Genomic DNA, 17,850 nt, shown 5'->3' with positions numbered 1-17,850 from the left:
GTAGCTAAAATCTTCGCTTAATTTCGAATGATTTTGCGATAACCGCATGATTAAAAAGGAAGCTTCGGCTTCCTTTTTTATTGCCTAAAATTTATAGCGATTATTTTTCACCCACCTATTGCATCCTAATCTGTGATCTGTATAATGCATCGCACTGGTTAAGCCAGTTGTGAACCAATAAGCATTGAGGAGCAGATAATCGTTAGATTATTCTGGTAATGTATACTCAGTTTATGTTCGCGGTTAATATTATTAGATTATATCTAATATAAGTTAACTGACAATGTGTCCTAATTTTGGACGCTACGGTTTCACATAAATCAATCGGCATTCTCTCGTCTTTTCGAGTTTGAGTGGCGATATTGTTTGTGTAATTTATTTAATTGGAGCTCTGTCTCATGCAGAACCAACGTATTCGAATCCGCCTTAAAGCGTTTGATTACAAGCTAATCGATGCTTCTACAGCGGAAATCGTTGAAACAGCAAAACGTACCGGCGCACAGGTTCGTGGTCCTATTCCACTGCCTACTCGTAAAGAGCGTTTCACTGTTCTTACTTCTCCTCACGTTAACAAAGACGCACGTGACCAGTACGAAATTCGTACTCACAAGCGCCTGATCGATATCGTTGAGCCAACAGATAAAACTGTTGATGCTCTAATGCGTCTTGATCTTGCAGCTGGCGTTGATGTTCAAATCAGCCTAGGTTAAGGGAGATTAGTAGAATGATTGGTCTAGTCGGACGTAAAGTGGGTATGACCCGCGTATTTACCGAAGAAGGCGTTTCTATCCCAGTAACTGTTGTTGAGGTTGAAGCTAACCGTATTTCTCAAGTTAAAACACTTGAAACAGACGGCTATGCAGCAATCCAAGTAACTGCTGGTACTAAGAAAGCTAACCGCGTATCTAAGCCAGAAGCTGGTCACTTTGCGAAAGCAGGTGTTGAAGCAGGCCGCGGTCTTTGGGAATTCCGTTTAGAAAACGGTGAAGAGTTTGAAGTTGGCGCTGAGCTAAACGTAGAACTTTTCAATGAAGTTAAAAAAGTAGACGTTACTGGTACTTCTAAAGGTAAGGGTTTCCAAGGCGCTGTTAAGCGTTGGAACTTCCGTACTCAAGATATGACTCACGGTAACTCTTTGTCTCACCGCGCACCAGGTTCAATTGGCCAATGTCAAACTCCAGGTCGCGTTTTTAAAGGCAAAAAAATGGCAGGTCACATGGGTGCTGAGCGTGTAACGACTCAAAACCTAGAGATCGTACGTGTTGACGCTGAGCGCAATCTGCTTCTTATTAAAGGTGCAGTACCAGGCTCAACAGGTGGCAACGTGATCGTAAAACCAGCTGTTAAAGCATAACGTCTAGGAGTAAGTAATGGAATTGATGGTTAAAGGTGCTGATGCGCTAACTGTTTCCGAGACTACTTTCGGACGTGACTTTAACGAAGCTCTTGTACATCAAGTAGTTGTTGCATATGCAGCAGGTGCTCGTCAAGGTACTCGTGCTCAAAAGACTCGTTCTGAAGTATCAGGCGGCGGTGCTAAGCCATGGCGCCAAAAAGGTACTGGCCGTGCACGTGCTGGTACAATTCGTAGCCCAATCTGGCGTTCAGGTGGTGTTACTTTTGCTGCGAAACCACAAGATCACAGCCAAAAAGTAAACAAGAAAATGTACCGCGGTGCTATGAAAAGCATTCTATCTGAGCTAGTTCGTCAAGAGCGTTTAATCGTTGTTGATAACTTCTCTGTAGAAGCACCAAAGACAAAAGAACTTGTAGCAAAACTTAACGAACTTGAGTTAAGCGACGTTCTGATTGTAACTGGCGAAGTAGATGAGAATCTATTCTTAGCTGCTCGTAACCTATACAAAGTTGATGCACGTGACGTTGCTGGTATTGATCCAGTAAGTCTAATCGCTTTCAACAAGGTTCTAATGACTGCTGAAGCAGTTAAGCAAGTTGAGGAGATGCTGGCATGATCAATGAAGAGCGTCTACTAAAAGTTCTACGTGCTCCGCACATCTCTGAAAAAGCAACTATGGCTGCTGAAAAAGCGAACACTATCGTTTTTAAAGTAGCAACTGATGCAACAAAAAGAGAAATCAAAGCAGCTGTAGAAAAGCTATTTGAAGTTGAAGTTAAGGCAGTAAATACCCTTGTTCTTAAGGGTAAGACTAAGCGTCAAGGTATGCGTGAAGGCCGTCGTTCAGACGTGAAAAAAGCCTACGTTACTTTGAAAGAAGGTCAAGATCTTGACTTCGTTGGCGGCGCGGAATAACAGGAGAGTTAAAAATGGCTATTGTTAAATGTAAGCCGACTTCCCCTGGTCGTCGTCACGTCGTTAAAGTTGTTAACGCTGACCTACACAAGGGTAAGCCATACGCACCACTTTTAGAGAAAAACTCTAAAAACGGTGGTCGTAACAACAACGGTCGTATTACAGTACGTCACATCGGTGGTGGTCACAAGCATCACTACCGTCTGATTGACTTCAAACGTACTAAAGACGGTATCCCAGCGAAAGTTGAGCGTCTAGAATACGATCCAAACCGTAGCGCTAACATCGCTCTAGTTCTGTACGCAGACGGTGAGCGTCGTTACATTATTGCACCAAAAGGCATTTCTGCTGGTGATACTGTACAATCTGGTGTAGATGCAGCAATTAAAGCAGGTAACACTCTGCCAATGCGCAACATCCCAGTTGGTTCTACAGTACACTGTGTTGAACTTAAGCCTGGTAAAGGTGCTCAACTAGCTCGTTCGGCTGGTGCTTACGCTCAAATCGTTGCTCGCGACGGTGCATACGTAACACTTCGTCTACGTTCTGGTGAAATGCGCAAAGTACTTTCTGAAGGTCGTGCAACGATCGGTGAAGTTGGTAACTCTGAGCATATGCTACGTGAACTTGGTAAAGCTGGTGCTTCACGCTGGCGCGGCGTACGTCCAACCGTACGTGGTGTAGTAATGAACCCGGTGGATCACCCACATGGTGGTGGTGAAGGCCGCACATCTGGTGGTCGTCACCCAGTTTCACCTTGGGGCATGCCTACTAAGGGCTTCAAGACTCGTAAGAACAAACGCACTGACAAGTACATCGTACGTCGTCGTAATAAATAATCTATTTTAAAGAGGATACGCCATGCCACGTTCTCTCAAGAAAGGTCCTTTTATTGACCTACACTTGCTGAAGAAGGTAGAGAAAGCGGTGGAAAGCGGAGACAAAAAGCCTATTAAGACTTGGTCCCGTCGCTCAATGATCATCCCAACAATGATTGGTTTGACCATCGCTGTCCATAATGGTCGTCAGCACGTACCAGTTTTCGTTACCGAAGAAATGATCGGTCACAAACTGGGCGAATTCGCACCAACTCGTACTTATCGCGGCCATGCTGCAGATAAGAAAGCTAAGAAGCGTTAAGGAGTAGATGATGGAAGCACTAGCTAAACATAACTTTGCTCGCATTTCGCCTCAGAAAGCTCGCTTAGTTGCAGACCAAATTCGCGGTAAATCTGTTGATCAGGCACTAGAAATTTTAACTTTCAGCAACAAAAAAGCTGCTGTGTTAATTAAGAAAGTTCTTGAATCAGCAATCGCTAACGCGGAACACAACGAAGGTGCAGATATTGATGATCTTAATGTCGCTAAAATCTTCGTAGATGAAGGCCCTATCATGAAGCGCATTATGCCTCGTGCTAAAGGTCGTGCGGATCGTATCTTGAAGCGTTCAAGCCACATCAGCATCGTTGTAGCTGATCGCTAGAGACTAGGAGAGTAAGCAATGGGTCAGAAAGTACATCCTAATGGTATTCGTCTTGGCATCGTTAAGCCTTGGAATGCTACATGGTTTGCTAATACCAAAGATTTCGCTGACAACCTAGACGGCGACTTCAAGGTACGTAAGTTCTTAACTAAAGAACTTCAAAAAGCGTCTCTATCACGCATCGTTATCGAGCGTCCTGCTAAGAGCATCCGTGTGACTATTCACACTGCTCGTCCAGGCGTTGTTATCGGTAAGAAAGGTGAAGACGTTGAGAAACTACGCGCAGCTGTAGCTAAAATTGCAGGTGTTCCAGCGCAAATCAACATCGCTGAAGTACGTAAACCTGAGTTAGATGGTCAGTTAGTAGCTGATAGCATCGCTTCTCAGCTTGAACGTCGCGTTATGTTCCGTCGTGCTATGAAGCGCGCGGTACAGAATGCTATGCGTTTAGGCGCTAAAGGTATCAAAGTAGAAGTAAGCGGTCGTCTAGGCGGCGCTGAAATTGCACGTTCTGAGTGGTATCGTGAAGGTCGTGTACCTCTACATACTCTACGTGCTGACATTGATTACGCAACTTCTTCGGCTCACACCCAATACGGTGTAATCGGCATTAAAGTTTGGATCTTCAAAGGTGAGATTCTAGGCGGAATGCCAGCTGCTAACGCAGTTGAGCCAAAGGCTGACAAGCCTAAGAAGCAGCGTAAAAGCCGTAAGTAAGGAGTCGAGAGATGCTACAACCTAAACGTACTAAGTTCCGTAAGGTTCAGACAGGTCGCAACCGTGGTCTAGCTAAAGGTACTGATGTAAGCTTCGGCGAATTCGGTCTTAAAGCTGTTGGCCGTGGTCGTTTGACTGCTCGTCAAATTGAAGCGGCACGTCGTGCAATGACACGTCACGTTAAGCGTCAAGGTCAAATCTGGATCCGTGTGTTCCCAGATAAGCCGATCACAGAAAAACCACTTGAAGTTCGTCAGGGTAAGGGTAAAGGTAACGTTGAGTACTGGGTAGCCCAAATCCAACCTGGAAAGGTAATGTACGAGATGGGTGGTGTTCCTGAAGAGTTGGCACGTGAAGCGTTCCGCTTAGCGGCACGTAAGCTGCCTTTCAAAACTACCTTTGTAACTAAGCAGGTGATGTGATGAAAGCACAAGATCTACGCGAAAAAAACGTTGAAGAGCTTAATACAGAACTATTGAATTTGCTACGTGAACAGTTCAACTTGCGCATGCAAGCTGCAACTGGTCAACTACAGCAAACTCATACTCTGAAAGCTGTACGTCGTGACATCGCACGTGTGAAAACTGTTTTGACTGAGAAGGCAGGCGCATAATGAGCGAACAAATTCGTACCCAACAAGGTCGTGTTGTTAGCAACAAGATGGACAAGTCTATCGTTGTTGCGATTGAGCGTGTTGTAAAGCACCCAATTTACGGTAAATACGTAAAACGCACTACTAAAGTACACGCACATGACGAAAACAACGAGTGTGGCCTAGGCGATACAGTTGAAATCCGTGAGTGTCGTCCACTGTCTAAGACTAAATCTTGGACATTGGTTCAAATCGTAGCAAAGGCGAAGATTTAATCTTCCTAACACTATGATTTTAAGCGGCTCCAAACTTTTTTTTGGAGCCGCTTGTTTTTTGACTACCCATTTTCAATAAAGGGTGGTAAGATTCGCGTCTCTTTTGAAGAGGCAGCCCGACCCGAGAGGGTCTAGTTTTAATATTTAGCGGAGCACTAACATGATCCAAATGCAAAGTACACTCGACGCTGCGGATAATTCCGGCGCTCGTAGAGTAATGTGTATTAAGGTTCTGGGTGGCTCTCACCGCCGTTATGCACATATCGGAGACATCATTAAAGTTACTGTTAAGGAAGCAATTCCTCGCGGTAAAGTTAAAAAAGGTGATGTTCTTAAGGCGGTTGTAGTGCGCACCCGTAAAGGCGTTCGTCGTCCAGACGGTTCTGTCATTCGCTTCGACCGTAATGCTTGCGTATTGTTGAACGACACTACTGAGCAACCAGTCGGCACACGTATCTTTGGTCCAGTGACTCGTGAACTTCGCAATGCGAAATTCATGAAGATTGTTTCACTGGCTCCAGAAGTTCTGTAAGGAGCGGCATAAAATGGCAGCTAAAATCCGTCGTAATGACGAAGTAATCATTCTTGCTGGTAAAGATAAAGGCAAGAAAGGTAAAGTAACTAAGGTTCTAGCAACCGGTAAAGTTATCGTTGAAGGTATTAACCTTGTTAAGAAGCACCAAAAGCCTGTACCGGCTCTAGGTCAACAAGGTGGCATCGTTGAACAAGAAGCAGCTATTGATGCTTCTAACGTTGCAATCTTTAACGCAGCTACTGGTAAAGCTGACCGTATCGGTTTCCGTTTTGAAGAAGGCAAGAAAGTGCGTTTCTTCAAGTCAAACGGTGAAACAATTAAGTAATTTGGAGTTCTACTATGGCGAAACTGCATGATTACTACAAGTCGTCTGTAGTCGCTGAACTTACCAAAGAGTTCAGCTACACAAGCGTCATGCAAGTCCCTAGGATTGATAAAATCACCCTAAACATGGGCGTTGGTGAAGCAATCAACGATAAGAAACTGCTAGAAAACGCAGCATCTGATATGGCAACGATCTCTGGTCAAAAGCCTCTTATCACGAAAGCGCGTAAATCTGTAGCTGGTTTCAAAATTCGTGAAGGCTACCCAATTGGTTGTAAAGTAACCTTGCGTGGTGAGCGCATGTGGGAATTTTTAGAGCGTTTAATCTCTATCGCACTTCCACGTGTACGTGATTTCCGTGGTGTTAGCGCTAAGTCTTTTGACGGACGCGGTAACTACAGCATGGGCGTTCGCGAGCAAATCATCTTTCCGGAAATCGACTACGATAAAGTCGATCGTGTCCGCGGTCTTGATATCACTATCACGACGACTGCTGGTTCCGATGAGGAAGGCCGAGCTCTGCTGGCTGCCTTTAACTTCCCATTCCGTAAGTAAGGTGAAGGGTTACTGTTATGGCTAAACAATCAATGAAAGCACGTGAAGCTAAACGTGCAAAACTAGTAGCAAAGTTCGCTGTAAAGCGTTCAGCGCTAAAAGTTATCATTAGCGATGCTAACGCATCAGAAGAAGACCGTTGGAACGCAGTGCTTAAATTGCAAGCTCTTCCACGTGATTCAAGTGCATCTCGTCAGCGCAACCGTTGCAACCAAACTGGTCGTCCACACGGTTACCTACGTAAGTTCGGTCTAAGCCGTATTAAGGTTCGTGAAGCTTGCATGAAAGGCGAGATTCCGGGTCTTCGTAAGGCTAGCTGGTAATTGCCACTTAATCATTTGGAGTAAATCTTATGAGCATGCAAGATCCGATTTCGGATATGCTGACCCGAGTTCGTAACGGTCAATCAGCAAATAAAGTTGCTGTGAAAATGCCTTCTTCAAAGCTTAAAGTTGCAATTGCTGCATTACTTAAAGCTGAAGGTTACATCGCAGACTTCGCTGTAGAAAGCGGAGCAAAACCAGAGCTAGAAGTTACACTTAAGTACTTCCAAGCTAAACCTGTAATCGAGCAAATCCAACGTGTATCACGTCCAGGTCTGCGCGTCTATAAGAAAAAAGACGCACTGCCTTCTGTGATGGGTGGTCTGGGTATTGCTGTAGTGTCCACTTCCAAGGGTCTGATGTCTGACCGTGCTGCTCGCAAAGCAGGTCTTGGTGGTGAAATCATCTGCTACGTAGCTTAATAGGAGTAGGATATGTCTCGTGTTGCTAAAGCACCTGTTGCAATTCCTGCCGGCGTAGAGGTGAAACTAAACGGCCAGGAAATTACCATCAAAGGTGGTAAAGGTGAACTAACTCGCGTTCTAAACAACGCTGTAGTAATTTCACAGGAAGATAACAACCTAACATTCGCACCACGTGAAGGCTTTGCTAAAGCGTGGGCACAAGCAGGTACTGCTCGTGCACTAGTGAACAACATGGTTGTTGGTGTTACTCAAGGCTTTACTAAGAAGCTTGTACTTAAGGGTGTAGGTTACCGTGCTGCTATGAAAGGCAACTCTGTAGCTCTAACTCTAGGCTTCTCACACCCAGTAGAGCACGCTCTACCAGAAGGTGTTAAAGCTGAATGCCCAAGCCAAACTGAGATCGTTATTACTGGTTGCGATAAGCAAGTAGTAGGTCAAGTTGCGGCTGACATTCGTTCTTACCGTGAGCCTGAGCCTTATAAAGGCAAAGGTGTTCGTTACGCAGATGAAAATGTGCGTACTAAAGAAGCTAAGAAGAAGTAAGGTAACACTATGGATAAGAAAGCATCTCGCATCCGTCGTGCTACACGTGCGCGTCGTAAGATTGCAGAACTTGGCGCTACACGCCTTGTAGTACACCGTACTCCTCGTCACGTGTACGCTCAGGTTATTGCATCAAATGGCTCTGAGGTTATCGCTGCCGCTTCTACCGTAGAAAAAGCGATCCGTGAGCAAGTTAAGAATACTGGTAACGTAGACGCTGCTAAAGCTGTAGGTAAAGCTATTGCTGAGCGCGCTATCGAAAAAGGCATTTCAAATGTTGCTTTCGATCGTTCTGGTTTCCAATACCACGGTCGAGTAGCGGCGCTAGCAGATTCTGCTCGCGAAGCTGGTCTGAAATTCTAAGGTAGGGTTGGAAGATGGCTAAAGAACAACAACAAGCTAGTGATTTGCAAGAAAAACTGATCGCTGTTAACCGTGTTTCTAAAACGGTTAAAGGCGGTCGAATCATGAGCTTCACTGCACTAACAGTAGTTGGTGACGGTAACGGTCGTGTTGGTTTCGGTTACGGTAAAGCCCGTGAAGTACCAGCTGCGATTCAAAAAGCAATGGAAAAAGCACGTCGTAACATGTTTACGATCGCGCTTAACGAAGGCACTCTACACCACGCGGTGAAAGGTCGTCATTCGGGTTCTAAAGTTTACATGCAGCCAGCTGCTGAAGGTACAGGTATCATCGCCGGTGGTGCGATGCGTGCAGTACTTGAAGTTGTTGGTGTACATAACGTATTAGCTAAAGCTTACGGTTCAACTAACCCAATCAACGTTGTTCGCGCAACTGTTGCTGGTCTAGTAGACGTTAAGTCACCAGAAATGGTAGCAGCTAAACGTGGTCTAACTGTTGAATCAATTTCGGAGTAAGAACCATGGCTAATACTATTAAAGTAACACAAACTAAGAGCTCAATTGGTCGCCTACCTAAGCATAAAGCTACTTTGCGTGGTCTAGGTCTTCGTCGTATCAACCACACAGTAGAACTTGAAGATACACCGTGTACACGCGGTATGATCAACAAGGTTTACTACATGGTTAAAGTAGAGGAGTAATCAGAATGCGTTTGAATACTCTATCGCCGGCTGCAGGTTCTAAGCCTTCTAAGAAGCGCGTAGGCCGTGGTATCGGTTCAGGCCTTGGTAAAACAGCAGGCCGCGGTCATAAAGGCCAAAAGTCACGTTCTGGCGGCTCTGTTCGTCCAGGTTTTGAAGGCGGTCAAATGCCTCTAAAACAACGTCTACCTAAATTCGGTTTCACTTCTCGTAAGAGCCTAGTGACTGCTGAAGTTCGTCTAGCGGAGCTAGCGAAAGTAACAGGTGACGTAGTTGATCTTAACAGCCTTAAAGCTGCTAACGTAATCACTAAGAACATCGAATTTGTTAAGATTGTTCTTTCTGGTGAAATTGGCAAAGCTGTGACTGTTAAAGGTCTACGCGTGTCTAAAGGCGCTAAAGCTGCAATCGAAACTGCAGGCGGAAAAATCGAGGAATAATCTCGAGGAACGAGGTACAGGATGGCTAAGAAACCAGGACAAGATTTTCGTAGTGCTCAGAGCGGCTTAAGTGAACTAAAGTCGCGCTTATTATTCGTAATTGGTGCGCTTTTAATATTCCGAGCCGGCTCTTTTGTGCCGATTCCTGGTATTGACGCTGCTGTACTTGCCGATTTGTTCGAACAGCAAAAAGGTACCATCGTAGAAATGTTTAACATGTTCTCCGGTGGTGCTCTTGAGCGTGCATCTATATTAGCATTGGGCATCATGCCGTATATTTCGGCTTCTATTGTTGTCCAATTGCTAACTGTAGTTCATCCAGCGTTAGCGGAACTCAAGAAAGAGGGTGAAGCAGGCCGTCGTAAGATAAGCCAATATACACGCTACGGCACGCTTGTACTTGCAACATTCCAAGCTATTGGTATTGCAACAGGCTTACCAAACATGGTCAGTAATCTGGTTGTTATCAACCAAACCATGTTTACGCTTATTGCTACCGTGAGTTTAGTAACTGGTACCATGTTCTTAATGTGGTTAGGTGAACAAATTACAGAGCGCGGAATTGGTAATGGTATTTCGATACTTATTTTTGCAGGTATTGTTGCTGGATTGCCATCGGCAATCGGTCAAACAATTGAGCAAGCGCGTCAAGGTGAATTGCACGTACTTCTTCTATTGTTAATTGCTGTATTATCTTTCGCTGTTATTTACTTCGTAGTTTTCATGGAGCGTGGTCAACGTCGTATCGTCGTTAACTATGCAAAGCGTCAACAAGGTCGTAAAGTTTTTGCAGCGCAAAGTTCTCACTTGCCACTTAAAATTAATATGGCAGGTGTAATACCAGCGATTTTTGCATCAAGCATTATTTTGTTCCCAGGAACTTTAGCACAATGGTTTGGTCAAAATGGTGAGAGCAGCGCATTCGGTTGGTTAACTGATGTGTCTTTAGCTCTTAGTCCGGGTCAACCGTTGTATGTTATGCTTTATGCAGCTGCAATTATTTTCTTCTGTTTCTTTTATACAGCGTTGGTGTTTAACCCACGTGAAACAGCAGATAATTTGAAGAAGTCAGGTGCTTTCGTACCCGGCATCCGCCCAGGTGAGCAGACAGCGAGATACATAGATAAAGTAATGACGAGACTAACCCTAGCGGGTGCTCTATATATTACCTTTATCTGTCTGATTCCCGAGTTTATGATGGTCGCGTGGAACGTACGTTTCTACTTCGGCGGTACATCACTACTAATCGTAGTTGTTGTCATCATGGACTTTATGGCACAGGTACAGACTCATCTGATGTCACAACAGTATGATTCTGTGTTGAAAAAAGCGAATCTGAAAGGCTACGGCCGTTAATTTCAGTTCCATTTACGGAGTTTAGCAATGAAAGTTCGTGCTTCCGTTAAAAAAATCTGTCGTAACTGTAAAGTTATCAAGCGCAACGGTGTTGTGCGAGTAATTTGCAGCGAGCCAAAGCACAAACAGCGCCAAGGCTAATTAGCAGAAATTTTTACTTGAAATATAAAGGTAGGCAGAGTATAGTCCTTCGCCTACCTTTTGCGTGCAAAAGAAGTAGTATGCCGCAGCGTATCCTCGACGGGCTTTGCTGCGGATAATTCTTTATTAAAGTACTCTAGGAGTGAATAGTGGCCCGTATAGCAGGCATTAACATTCCTGATCATAAACATGCTGTAATTGCATTAACTGCAATCTTCGGCATCGGTAAGACCCGTTCTCAAGCTATTTTAGCTGAAGTGGGTATTGCTGAAAATGTTAAGATCAGTGAACTAACTGAAGAGCAGATCGATCAACTGCGTGATGGTGTAGCTAAGTACACTGTAGAAGGTGATCTACGTCGTGAAGTATCGATGAACATCAAGCGTCTTATGGACCTTGGCTGTTACCGCGGTCTTCGTCATCGTCGCAGTCTACCACTACGTGGACAGCGTACTAAAACCAACGCTCGCACCCGCAAGGGTCCGCGTAAGCCGATCAAGAAATAATCGGAAGGATATAGTACAATGGCAAAACAACCAACTCGCGCACGTAAACGCGTTCGCAAGCAAGTAGCTGATGGCGTAGCGCACATTCATGCTTCTTTTAACAACACTATCGTAACCATCACTGACCGTCAAGGTAACGCACTAGCTTGGGCTACTGCAGGTGGTTCTGGTTTCCGTGGTTCTCGTAAATCTACTCCGTTCGCAGCACAAGTTGCAGCTGAGCGTTGTGGTGAAATGGCTAAAGAATATGGCCTAAAGAACTTGGAAGTTATGGTTAAGGGTCCTGGTCCAGGTCGTGAATCTACTGTTCGCGCACTAAACGCCGCTGGTTTCCGTATTACTAACATTGTAGATGCGACTCCTATCCCTCATAACGGTTGTCGTCCACCTAAGAAACGCCGCGTATAACGTTTCTAGGAATATTGGAGAAGAATCATGGCAAGATATTTGGGTCCTAAGCTTAAGCTTAGCCGTCGCGAAGGCACAGACTTATTCCTTAAGTCTGGTGTACGTGCGATTGATACCAAGTGTAAAATTGATAACGCACCAGGTGTACACGGCGCTCGTCGCGGTCGTCTATCTGAGTACGGTGTTCAGCTTCGTGAGAAGCAAAAAGTTCGTCGTATCTACGGCGTTTTAGAAAAACAATTCCGTAACTACTACAAAGAAGCTGCGCGTCTTAAAGGCAACACAGGTGCAAACCTACTTCAGCTTCTTGAAGGTCGTCTTGATAACGTAGTTTACCGTATGGGCTTTGGCGCTACTCGTGCTGAATCTCGTCAACTAGTTAGCCACAAAGCTATCCTAGTTAACGGCAAGGTAGTTAACGTTCCTTCTTTCAAAGTAACGGCTAATGACGTTGTTTCTATCCGTGAGAAAGCTAAACAGCAATCTCGCATTAAAGCGGCTCTAGAAGTTGCAGAACAACGTGAAAAACCAACTTGGATTGAAGTAGATGGCGGCAAAATGGAAGGTACATTCAAGCGTATGCCTGAGCGTTCTGACCTATCTGCTGATATCAACGAACACTTGATCGTCGAACTTTACTCTAAGTAAGGTTAAACTAAAGAGAGGACACAATGCAGGGTTCTGTAACAGAATTTCTTAAGCCACGTCTTGTTGATATCGAACAGATAAACTCGACACACGCAAAAGTAACTCTTGAGCCATTAGAGCGTGGCTTTGGTCATACTCTAGGTAATGCACTTCGCCGTATTCTTCTATCTTCTATGCCGGGTTGTGCCGTAACAGAAGTAGAGATTGAAGGCGTATTACACGAGTACAGTACAAAAGAAGGCGTTCAAGAAGATATTCTTGAAATCCTTTTAAACCTTAAAGGTTTAGCTGTACACGTTGCCGAAGGCAAAGATGAAGTGTTTATTACGCTTAACAAATCAGGCTCGGGCCCTGTTGTTGCAGGTGACATCACCCACGATGGTGATGTAGAGATCGCTAACCCTGATCACGTAATTTGTCATCTTACAGATGATAACGCTGAGATCGCTATGCGTATCAAAGTTGAACGTGGTCGTGGTTACGTTCCAGCTTCAGCTCGTATCCATACTGAAGAAGATGAGCGTCCAATCGGTCGTCTACTTGTTGATGCTACATACAGCCCAGTCGATAAAATCGCCTATGCTGTTGAAGCAGCACGTGTAGAGCAACGTACTGATTTAGACAAGCTTGTTATCGATATGGAAACGAACGGTACTCTTGAACCTGAGGAAGCTATCCGTCGTGCAGCTACTATTTTAGCTGAACAGCTGGATGCATTCGTAGATCTTCGTGATGTACGTGTTCCTGAGGAGAAGGAAGAGAAGCCGGAATTCGATCCAATCCTCCTACGTCCTGTAGACGATCTTGAACTAACAGTTCGCTCTGCTAACTGTTTGAAAGCAGAAGCGATTCACTACATCGGTGATCTTGTACAGCGTACAGAGGTTGAGCTACTTAAAACGCCAAACCTTGGTAAGAAGTCTCTTACAGAGATTAAAGACGTACTTGCTTCACGTGGTCTTTCTCTGGGCATGCGCCTAGAAAACTGGCCACCAGCGTCTATCGCTGAAGATTAATCGAAAAAGTTAGAAGGATTAGGTCATGCGCCATCGTAAAAGTGGTCGTCAACTCAACCGCAACAGCAGTCATCGTAAAGCGATGTTCAGCAACATGGCTAGCTCTCTTGTTCGTCACGAAGTTATTAAAACTACCGTGCCAAAAGCAAAAGAACTACGTCGCGTAATTGAGCCTTTGATTACCCTAGCTAAGACAGACAGTGTTGCTAACCGTCGTCTTGCATTTGCTCGCACTCGTGATAACGAAGTTGTGGCAAAACTGTTTAACGAACTTGGTCCGCGTTTCGCGGCACGCCAAGGCGGTTACACTCGCATTCTTAAATGTGGTTTCCGTACTGGTGATAAAGCTCCAATGGCATACATTGAGCTTGTAGATCGCCCAGCTGCTGAAGAAGCTGCTGAGTAATCAGTTCGATAAAATAAAAAGCCGAGCATAAGCTCGGCTTTTTTGTATCTATAGAAAATGAAACTTATTGCCAAAGACTGGTTAGTGAACTTAGTAGACCGCTACTTGCCCCTTGTTCTGTCAAATAGCTTAAGATGACTGGAGCAAATTGACTAACCATACTAGAGTCTAATCCTAGTGTTTCAAATGTTTGATTTACAGTATCCATACTGCTTATCATTGACATTAATCCTCCAGCACTACCTCCTGTTAGACTATCCATCCCTGGAATGAGTGAAGAAAGTTCACTACTTTCGCTGCCAGATAGGCTACTACTTGCTAAAGATAGCAGAGCGCCGACCCCACCTGTTGCTTGTTCAGTTGAAACAGAAAGTTGATCAGTTAATAAAGATGATAGTGGAGATGCTTCGCTTTCTCCCATGACAGAGGTCATTAGTTGTGACACATCAGGTGTACTTTCTTCTTCATCATCTGAGCCGAATAGACCAAAAAAAGCATAGCTTGATTGGCTTGCTAAGAGAGTGATTAGAGCTAATGGAATTAGGCGAGACTTCATTTTTTTTCCTTTTGTTATGACATCCTTCTTTAAATGTAGACCAACAAAAAAACGACGCCACTAAGGCGTCGTTTTTTATTATATTTATCTATAAATTAATGAAAATTATAGAATAGCTAGAAGCTCAACTTCAAATACAAGAGCTGCAAATGGTGGGATTGCAGCGCCAGCGCCACGCTCACCGTATGCAAGATCTTGTGGGATGTATAGTTTCCACTTAGAACCAACAGGCATAAGTTGAAGAGCTTGTACCCAACCTTGGATTACGCCAGTTACTGGGAATTCAGCTGGTTGACCACGAGAAACAGAGCTGTCAAATACAGTACCGTCTGTTAGCTCACCGTGGTAATGAACACGAACTTGCTTATCTGAAGTTGGGATTTCACCAGTACCTTCAGTTAGGATTTCGTATTGTAGACCAGACTCAAGAACCGTTACTTCTGAACGAAGAGCGTTGTCTGTTAGGAAAACTTCACCGTCTGCAGCAGCTGCTTTTGCTGCTTCAGCGCGTGCAGATTCAGCACGAGTGTGAAGATCTTGTAATGCATTGTTGATCTCATCAACTTCGATTTCTGGCATGTCACCAGTTAGTGCAGTAGCGATGCCTTTAGCGATAGCATCAACATTAAGACCTTCTAAGCCACTACCAGCAAGTTGTTGACCCATTTGTAGACCAATACCGTAGCTTGCTTTTTGTTCTACTGTTTCTAATTTTACTTCAGACATGAATGTCACTCTTTATTTGATAAAAACAAAAGTAAAGAATACCAGTAATGGCGTAAGGAAGAAACGTCCAGTGCATAATCATCAAGAAAATCTAACAGCTTGTGAGCAGACTCTGATTGTAAAAGAACAAATTGTTATCGTTTCGTCATTACTAAAGTAAAGAGAACAATTTATCTATACTCTAAGGCGATAGCTTTTTATACTATTAGAAAGTGTGCAGGAAGATAATTGATATGAATCGTCGCCATAAGAAAAAAACACAAGTTAGTCCATTTGCTGCCTTAAAGCAAAAAATACAATCGCTGGATTTTAGCCAACTAAATGTATCTGATATCGGTAATACTTTAGTCAGTCGAATCATGGACGTGAAGCAGCTTTGGTATACTTTACCTAAGCTGCATCGTCGTGGGCTCACGGTATTGACGCCTCTTGTTATGCTTCTGCTTGTCTTTCCTTCACCTTCAGAGCCGAAGTTTTCGACGCAACCAAATACACGCGTTGGTATTGATATTAATACGCAGGGTTTAAGTCAGCAGCAGGTTACCTCTCTGCAAACGGGTAGTAATAACATCCAAAATATCAGTGGTAATAATAGTTCGGATCAACCGGTAGCTGAGGTCGATCAGTGGCTAGAATATACCGTTAAAAAAGGGGACACCTTATCGAAAGTTTTCAGAACAAATAAGCTATCTATGCCAGACTTAAATGCTTTGGTTAAAATTGAAGGTAATGATCAGCCTTTAAGCCAAATAAAAGCAGGTCAACTGATCCGTTTTAAATTAGCAACGGATGGTAAGCTAGATATTCTTCAATTAGAGAAAAAAGGAACTTCAGTGATGTTCTTCCGTTTATCTGATGGTGGTTTTGGGCGTAGTAAATAATAACTTTCTCTGATAGCGATGTTATTCGTTAAATTCTACGCATATCAATGTGTGGGATGCCATCTTCTAGGTATAGACTAGAGATTGCTTCAAATCCATGTTGTTGATAGAAAGCAACAAGGTGCTCTTGAGCGCCAATATCAATAGTACAATCAGGCCAAGATGATTGGCATTTAGTGATAGCTTGCTCTAGTAGTTGGTGACCTAACTTGCCTCCTCGCACACTTTTCTTAGTAACAACGCGCCCGATACTGACATGGGGGTAAGTGAGCCCTGCCGGTAGAAGTCTAGCGTAAGCGACAATCTCTTCATTATATTTACCAATTAAGTGGTAAACATCATTTTGAATATCATTATTATCCAATTCTGGATAAGGGCAATTTTGCTCAACAACAAAGACATCAACTCGTAATTTCATTAATTGATAGAGTTGTGCTGCGGAAAGTTCATCAAAAAGGTGGCATTGCCAAGTTAACATGTCGATTCTCTAATTTGTTAAAAGCTCATATTATCACATGAATTTTAACAAAGTCTTATTTCAAGTAACCTATTAATACCTATCATCTAAATCATTATGAGTAACGATAGTTAAGCATCTTTTACTCTGATTTCTTAGCTTGCTCTGATGCTTATATCTTGTTTGTATACCAGTATTTTTAAGCTACTTATCAGTTTTTCGAATAAAAAATGAAATTTTAGAATTTCAGGTCATATGCAGAAAAGGCCATACTAGGTTTATCAATTAAGCAAAGGACAGCACTGATGGCCGCTTCTCATTCATTCTCACCACCTAAGGCAACGAAACCTCACCTGGTTTCCACTGCAGCAAAACCGACTTATCAGCGTAGCTTGTTACAGGCTGGAGAGGTCGCTTTGGTTGGATCTGGTCCTGGTGATCCTGAGCTACTCACCATCAAAGCGTTAAATTTTTTACAGCAAGCTGATGTCGTTCTTTATGATTATTTAGTTTCTGATGAAATTATGGCACTCATACCCAACGACACCATTTTAGTTTGTGTAGGCAAGCGCGCTGGTAAGCATAGTGTTCCTCAAAATAAAACCAACCAACTACTCATCGACTTTGCTCAGCAAGGTCATAAGGTGGTGCGCATCAAAGGTGGTGATCCATTTATATTTGGTCGTGGTGGTGAGGAACTTGAGGTTTTATTTGAAGCTGGCATTCGCTTTCAGGTAGTCCCTGGTATTACTGCAGCAGCAGGAGCAACTGCTTATGCTGGTATCCCACTGACTCATCGTGATTATGCTCAATCGGCAATGTTTATTACCGGACATTTAAAAGCGGATAGCGATCAGATGGATTGGTCGACATTGGCTCGTGGTAACCAAACCTTAGTTATTTACATGGGACTAATGAAATCCAGCTATATCCAACAACAATTGATAGAGCATGGTCGTAGTGCGACAACACCAATCGCTATTATTGAGCGTGGTACTCAATCATGTCAGCAAGTATTTAAAGGGCAGTTAACGCAATTAGCTGAATTGGCAGAATATGCAGAGGCACCTTCACTTATCGTCGTTGGAGAAGTGGTTAATTTAGCGGAAAAGTTAGACTGGTTTATGCCAAATAGCGCTACTGAATCCGCAATAAAATACGCTTAATCCACCAGTATAGATAAATAGATAATGAGATATCTG

The 17,850-nt window shown here is 43.8% G+C and carries 33 protein-coding genes; 30 read left to right on the top strand and 3 right to left on the bottom strand.

Annotated elements, in window-relative coordinates:
- Positions 1 to 398: 398 nt before the first annotated feature.
- The 28 genes from rpsJ (at position 399) to rplQ (ending at position 14,028) form a co-directional block, all read left to right on the top strand.
- Positions 399 to 710 (top strand): 30S ribosomal protein S10, encoded by a 312-nt coding sequence (gene rpsJ, locus BCU68_RS10460; RefSeq protein WP_004736761.1) that lies wholly within the window; start codon positions 399 to 401, stop codon positions 708 to 710.
- A gap of 14 nt (positions 711 to 724) precedes the next feature.
- A complete protein-coding gene (rplC, locus tag BCU68_RS10455; protein WP_102564705.1) occupies positions 725 to 1,354 on the top strand; it encodes a 50S ribosomal protein L3 in 630 nt (209 codons plus the stop codon).
- A gap of 16 nt (positions 1,355 to 1,370) precedes the next feature.
- Complete coding sequence (rplD, locus tag BCU68_RS10450; protein WP_102564704.1) at positions 1,371 to 1,973, top strand: 50S ribosomal protein L4; 603 nt, start codon at positions 1,371 to 1,373, stop codon at positions 1,971 to 1,973.
- Entirely contained in the window at positions 1,970 to 2,272 is a 303-nt protein-coding gene (gene rplW / locus BCU68_RS10445) for a 50S ribosomal protein L23 (RefSeq protein ID WP_102564703.1), read from the top strand. Before rplD ends, rplW begins: the two co-directional genes overlap by 4 nt.
- Before the next feature lie 14 nt (positions 2,273 to 2,286).
- Complete coding sequence (gene rplB, locus BCU68_RS10440) at positions 2,287 to 3,111, top strand: 50S ribosomal protein L2 (protein WP_102564702.1); 825 nt, start codon at positions 2,287 to 2,289, stop codon at positions 3,109 to 3,111.
- A gap of 22 nt (positions 3,112 to 3,133) precedes the next feature.
- Positions 3,134 to 3,412, top strand: coding sequence for a 30S ribosomal protein S19 (rpsS, locus tag BCU68_RS10435; protein ID WP_005435078.1), 279 nt, complete (start codon positions 3,134 to 3,136; stop codon positions 3,410 to 3,412).
- Positions 3,413 to 3,422: 10 nt separating this feature from the next.
- The gene (gene rplV / locus BCU68_RS10430) at positions 3,423 to 3,755 is read left to right on the top strand and encodes a 50S ribosomal protein L22 (RefSeq protein WP_026026743.1); all 333 of its coding nucleotides are present in this window, start codon (positions 3,423 to 3,425) and stop codon (positions 3,753 to 3,755) included.
- An 18-nt stretch (positions 3,756 to 3,773) separates the two neighbouring features.
- Complete coding sequence (rpsC, locus tag BCU68_RS10425) at positions 3,774 to 4,472, top strand: 30S ribosomal protein S3 (RefSeq protein WP_102564701.1); 699 nt, start codon at positions 3,774 to 3,776, stop codon at positions 4,470 to 4,472.
- Between the two features lie 11 nt (positions 4,473 to 4,483).
- A complete protein-coding gene (rplP, locus tag BCU68_RS10420) occupies positions 4,484 to 4,894 on the top strand; it encodes a 50S ribosomal protein L16 (protein ID WP_102564700.1) in 411 nt (136 codons plus the stop codon).
- Positions 4,894 to 5,085 (top strand): 50S ribosomal protein L29, encoded by a 192-nt coding sequence (gene rpmC / locus BCU68_RS10415; RefSeq protein WP_102564699.1) that lies wholly within the window; start codon positions 4,894 to 4,896, stop codon positions 5,083 to 5,085. Before rplP ends, rpmC begins: the two co-directional genes overlap by 1 nt.
- Positions 5,085 to 5,339, top strand: coding sequence for a 30S ribosomal protein S17 (rpsQ, locus tag BCU68_RS10410; protein ID WP_102564698.1), 255 nt, complete (start codon positions 5,085 to 5,087; stop codon positions 5,337 to 5,339). Before rpmC ends, rpsQ begins: the two co-directional genes overlap by 1 nt.
- A 160-nt stretch (positions 5,340 to 5,499) precedes the next feature.
- Entirely contained in the window at positions 5,500 to 5,871 is a 372-nt protein-coding gene (gene rplN, locus BCU68_RS10405) for a 50S ribosomal protein L14 (protein WP_004398463.1), read from the top strand.
- A 13-nt stretch (positions 5,872 to 5,884) separates the two neighbouring features.
- Positions 5,885 to 6,199, top strand: coding sequence for a 50S ribosomal protein L24 (gene rplX / locus BCU68_RS10400; RefSeq protein WP_102564697.1), 315 nt, complete (start codon positions 5,885 to 5,887; stop codon positions 6,197 to 6,199).
- 14 nt (positions 6,200 to 6,213) lie between these two features.
- Complete coding sequence (gene rplE / locus BCU68_RS10395) at positions 6,214 to 6,753, top strand: 50S ribosomal protein L5 (RefSeq protein ID WP_017051438.1); 540 nt, start codon at positions 6,214 to 6,216, stop codon at positions 6,751 to 6,753.
- A 17-nt stretch (positions 6,754 to 6,770) separates the two neighbouring features.
- Complete coding sequence (rpsN, locus tag BCU68_RS10390) at positions 6,771 to 7,076, top strand: 30S ribosomal protein S14 (protein WP_102564696.1); 306 nt, start codon at positions 6,771 to 6,773, stop codon at positions 7,074 to 7,076.
- Positions 7,077 to 7,105: 29 nt separating this feature from the next.
- Entirely contained in the window at positions 7,106 to 7,498 is a 393-nt protein-coding gene (gene rpsH / locus BCU68_RS10385) for a 30S ribosomal protein S8 (protein WP_102564695.1), read from the top strand.
- A 12-nt stretch (positions 7,499 to 7,510) separates the two neighbouring features.
- Positions 7,511 to 8,044, top strand: coding sequence for a 50S ribosomal protein L6 (rplF, locus tag BCU68_RS10380; RefSeq protein WP_102564694.1), 534 nt, complete (start codon positions 7,511 to 7,513; stop codon positions 8,042 to 8,044).
- Positions 8,045 to 8,053: 9 nt separating this feature from the next.
- A complete protein-coding gene (rplR, locus tag BCU68_RS10375; protein ID WP_017051442.1) occupies positions 8,054 to 8,407 on the top strand; it encodes a 50S ribosomal protein L18 in 354 nt (117 codons plus the stop codon).
- A 14-nt stretch (positions 8,408 to 8,421) separates the two neighbouring features.
- A complete protein-coding gene (rpsE, locus tag BCU68_RS10370; protein WP_102564693.1) occupies positions 8,422 to 8,922 on the top strand; it encodes a 30S ribosomal protein S5 in 501 nt (166 codons plus the stop codon).
- Between the two features lie 5 nt (positions 8,923 to 8,927).
- Entirely contained in the window at positions 8,928 to 9,107 is a 180-nt protein-coding gene (gene rpmD / locus BCU68_RS10365; protein ID WP_102564692.1) for a 50S ribosomal protein L30, read from the top strand.
- A gap of 5 nt (positions 9,108 to 9,112) precedes the next feature.
- Positions 9,113 to 9,547 carry a 50S ribosomal protein L15 gene (gene rplO, locus BCU68_RS10360; RefSeq protein WP_102564691.1) on the top strand — a complete coding sequence of 145 codons (435 nt, stop codon included), beginning with the start codon at positions 9,113 to 9,115 and terminating at the stop codon, positions 9,545 to 9,547.
- Positions 9,548 to 9,568: 21 nt separating this feature from the next.
- Complete coding sequence (gene secY, locus BCU68_RS10355) at positions 9,569 to 10,903, top strand: preprotein translocase subunit SecY (RefSeq protein WP_102564690.1); 1,335 nt, start codon at positions 9,569 to 9,571, stop codon at positions 10,901 to 10,903.
- Between the two features lie 27 nt (positions 10,904 to 10,930).
- Positions 10,931 to 11,044 (top strand): 50S ribosomal protein L36, encoded by a 114-nt coding sequence (rpmJ, locus tag BCU68_RS10350; RefSeq protein WP_000868186.1) that lies wholly within the window; start codon positions 10,931 to 10,933, stop codon positions 11,042 to 11,044.
- 149 nt (positions 11,045 to 11,193) lie between these two features.
- A complete protein-coding gene (gene rpsM / locus BCU68_RS10345; protein ID WP_102564689.1) occupies positions 11,194 to 11,550 on the top strand; it encodes a 30S ribosomal protein S13 in 357 nt (118 codons plus the stop codon).
- A gap of 18 nt (positions 11,551 to 11,568) precedes the next feature.
- Positions 11,569 to 11,958, top strand: coding sequence for a 30S ribosomal protein S11 (rpsK, locus tag BCU68_RS10340; protein ID WP_004738778.1), 390 nt, complete (start codon positions 11,569 to 11,571; stop codon positions 11,956 to 11,958).
- Positions 11,959 to 11,985: 27 nt separating this feature from the next.
- Positions 11,986 to 12,606, top strand: coding sequence for a 30S ribosomal protein S4 (rpsD, locus tag BCU68_RS10335; protein ID WP_102564688.1), 621 nt, complete (start codon positions 11,986 to 11,988; stop codon positions 12,604 to 12,606).
- Between the two features lie 23 nt (positions 12,607 to 12,629).
- A complete protein-coding gene (gene rpoA, locus BCU68_RS10330) occupies positions 12,630 to 13,622 on the top strand; it encodes a DNA-directed RNA polymerase subunit alpha (protein WP_102564687.1) in 993 nt (330 codons plus the stop codon).
- A 25-nt stretch (positions 13,623 to 13,647) separates the two neighbouring features.
- Positions 13,648 to 14,028 carry a 50S ribosomal protein L17 gene (rplQ, locus tag BCU68_RS10325; protein WP_004729812.1) on the top strand — a complete coding sequence of 127 codons (381 nt, stop codon included), beginning with the start codon at positions 13,648 to 13,650 and terminating at the stop codon, positions 14,026 to 14,028.
- 64 nt (positions 14,029 to 14,092) lie between these two features.
- On the opposite strand, the gene BCU68_RS10320 is transcribed toward rplQ, so the two are convergent.
- Complete coding sequence (locus tag BCU68_RS10320; protein ID WP_102564686.1) at positions 14,093 to 14,584, bottom strand: DUF2780 domain-containing protein; 492 nt, start codon at positions 14,582 to 14,584, stop codon at positions 14,093 to 14,095.
- Positions 14,585 to 14,689: 105 nt separating this feature from the next.
- Positions 14,690 to 15,310 carry an FKBP-type peptidyl-prolyl cis-trans isomerase gene (locus BCU68_RS10315; RefSeq protein ID WP_102564685.1) on the bottom strand — a complete coding sequence of 207 codons (621 nt, stop codon included), beginning with the start codon at positions 15,308 to 15,310 and terminating at the stop codon, positions 14,690 to 14,692.
- A gap of 233 nt (positions 15,311 to 15,543) precedes the next feature.
- On the opposite strand from BCU68_RS10315, the gene BCU68_RS10310 reads away from it, so the two are divergent.
- On the top strand, positions 15,544 to 16,191 hold the full coding sequence (locus tag BCU68_RS10310) for a LysM-like peptidoglycan-binding domain-containing protein (protein WP_102564684.1): 648 nt from the start codon (positions 15,544 to 15,546) through the stop codon (positions 16,189 to 16,191).
- Between the two features lie 28 nt (positions 16,192 to 16,219).
- Here the strand turns inward: BCU68_RS10310 and BCU68_RS10305 are convergent, their stop codons facing one another.
- Positions 16,220 to 16,669 carry a GNAT family N-acetyltransferase gene (locus tag BCU68_RS10305; protein WP_102564683.1) on the bottom strand — a complete coding sequence of 150 codons (450 nt, stop codon included), beginning with the start codon at positions 16,667 to 16,669 and terminating at the stop codon, positions 16,220 to 16,222.
- Between the two features lie 284 nt (positions 16,670 to 16,953).
- Between BCU68_RS10305 and cobA the strand changes: the two genes are divergently transcribed.
- Positions 16,954 to 17,814, top strand: a complete 861-nt coding sequence (gene cobA, locus BCU68_RS10300; protein ID WP_102564682.1) for a uroporphyrinogen-III C-methyltransferase — start codon at positions 16,954 to 16,956, stop codon at positions 17,812 to 17,814.
- Positions 17,815 to 17,850 lie beyond the last annotated feature (36 nt).

Source organism: Vibrio sp. 10N.286.49.B3, from assembly GCF_002873395.1.
GTDB lineage: Bacteria > Pseudomonadota > Gammaproteobacteria > Enterobacterales > Vibrionaceae > Vibrio.
Note: the sequence above shows the minus strand (reverse complement) of the source record. Positions and strands in the feature narration are given on the sequence as shown.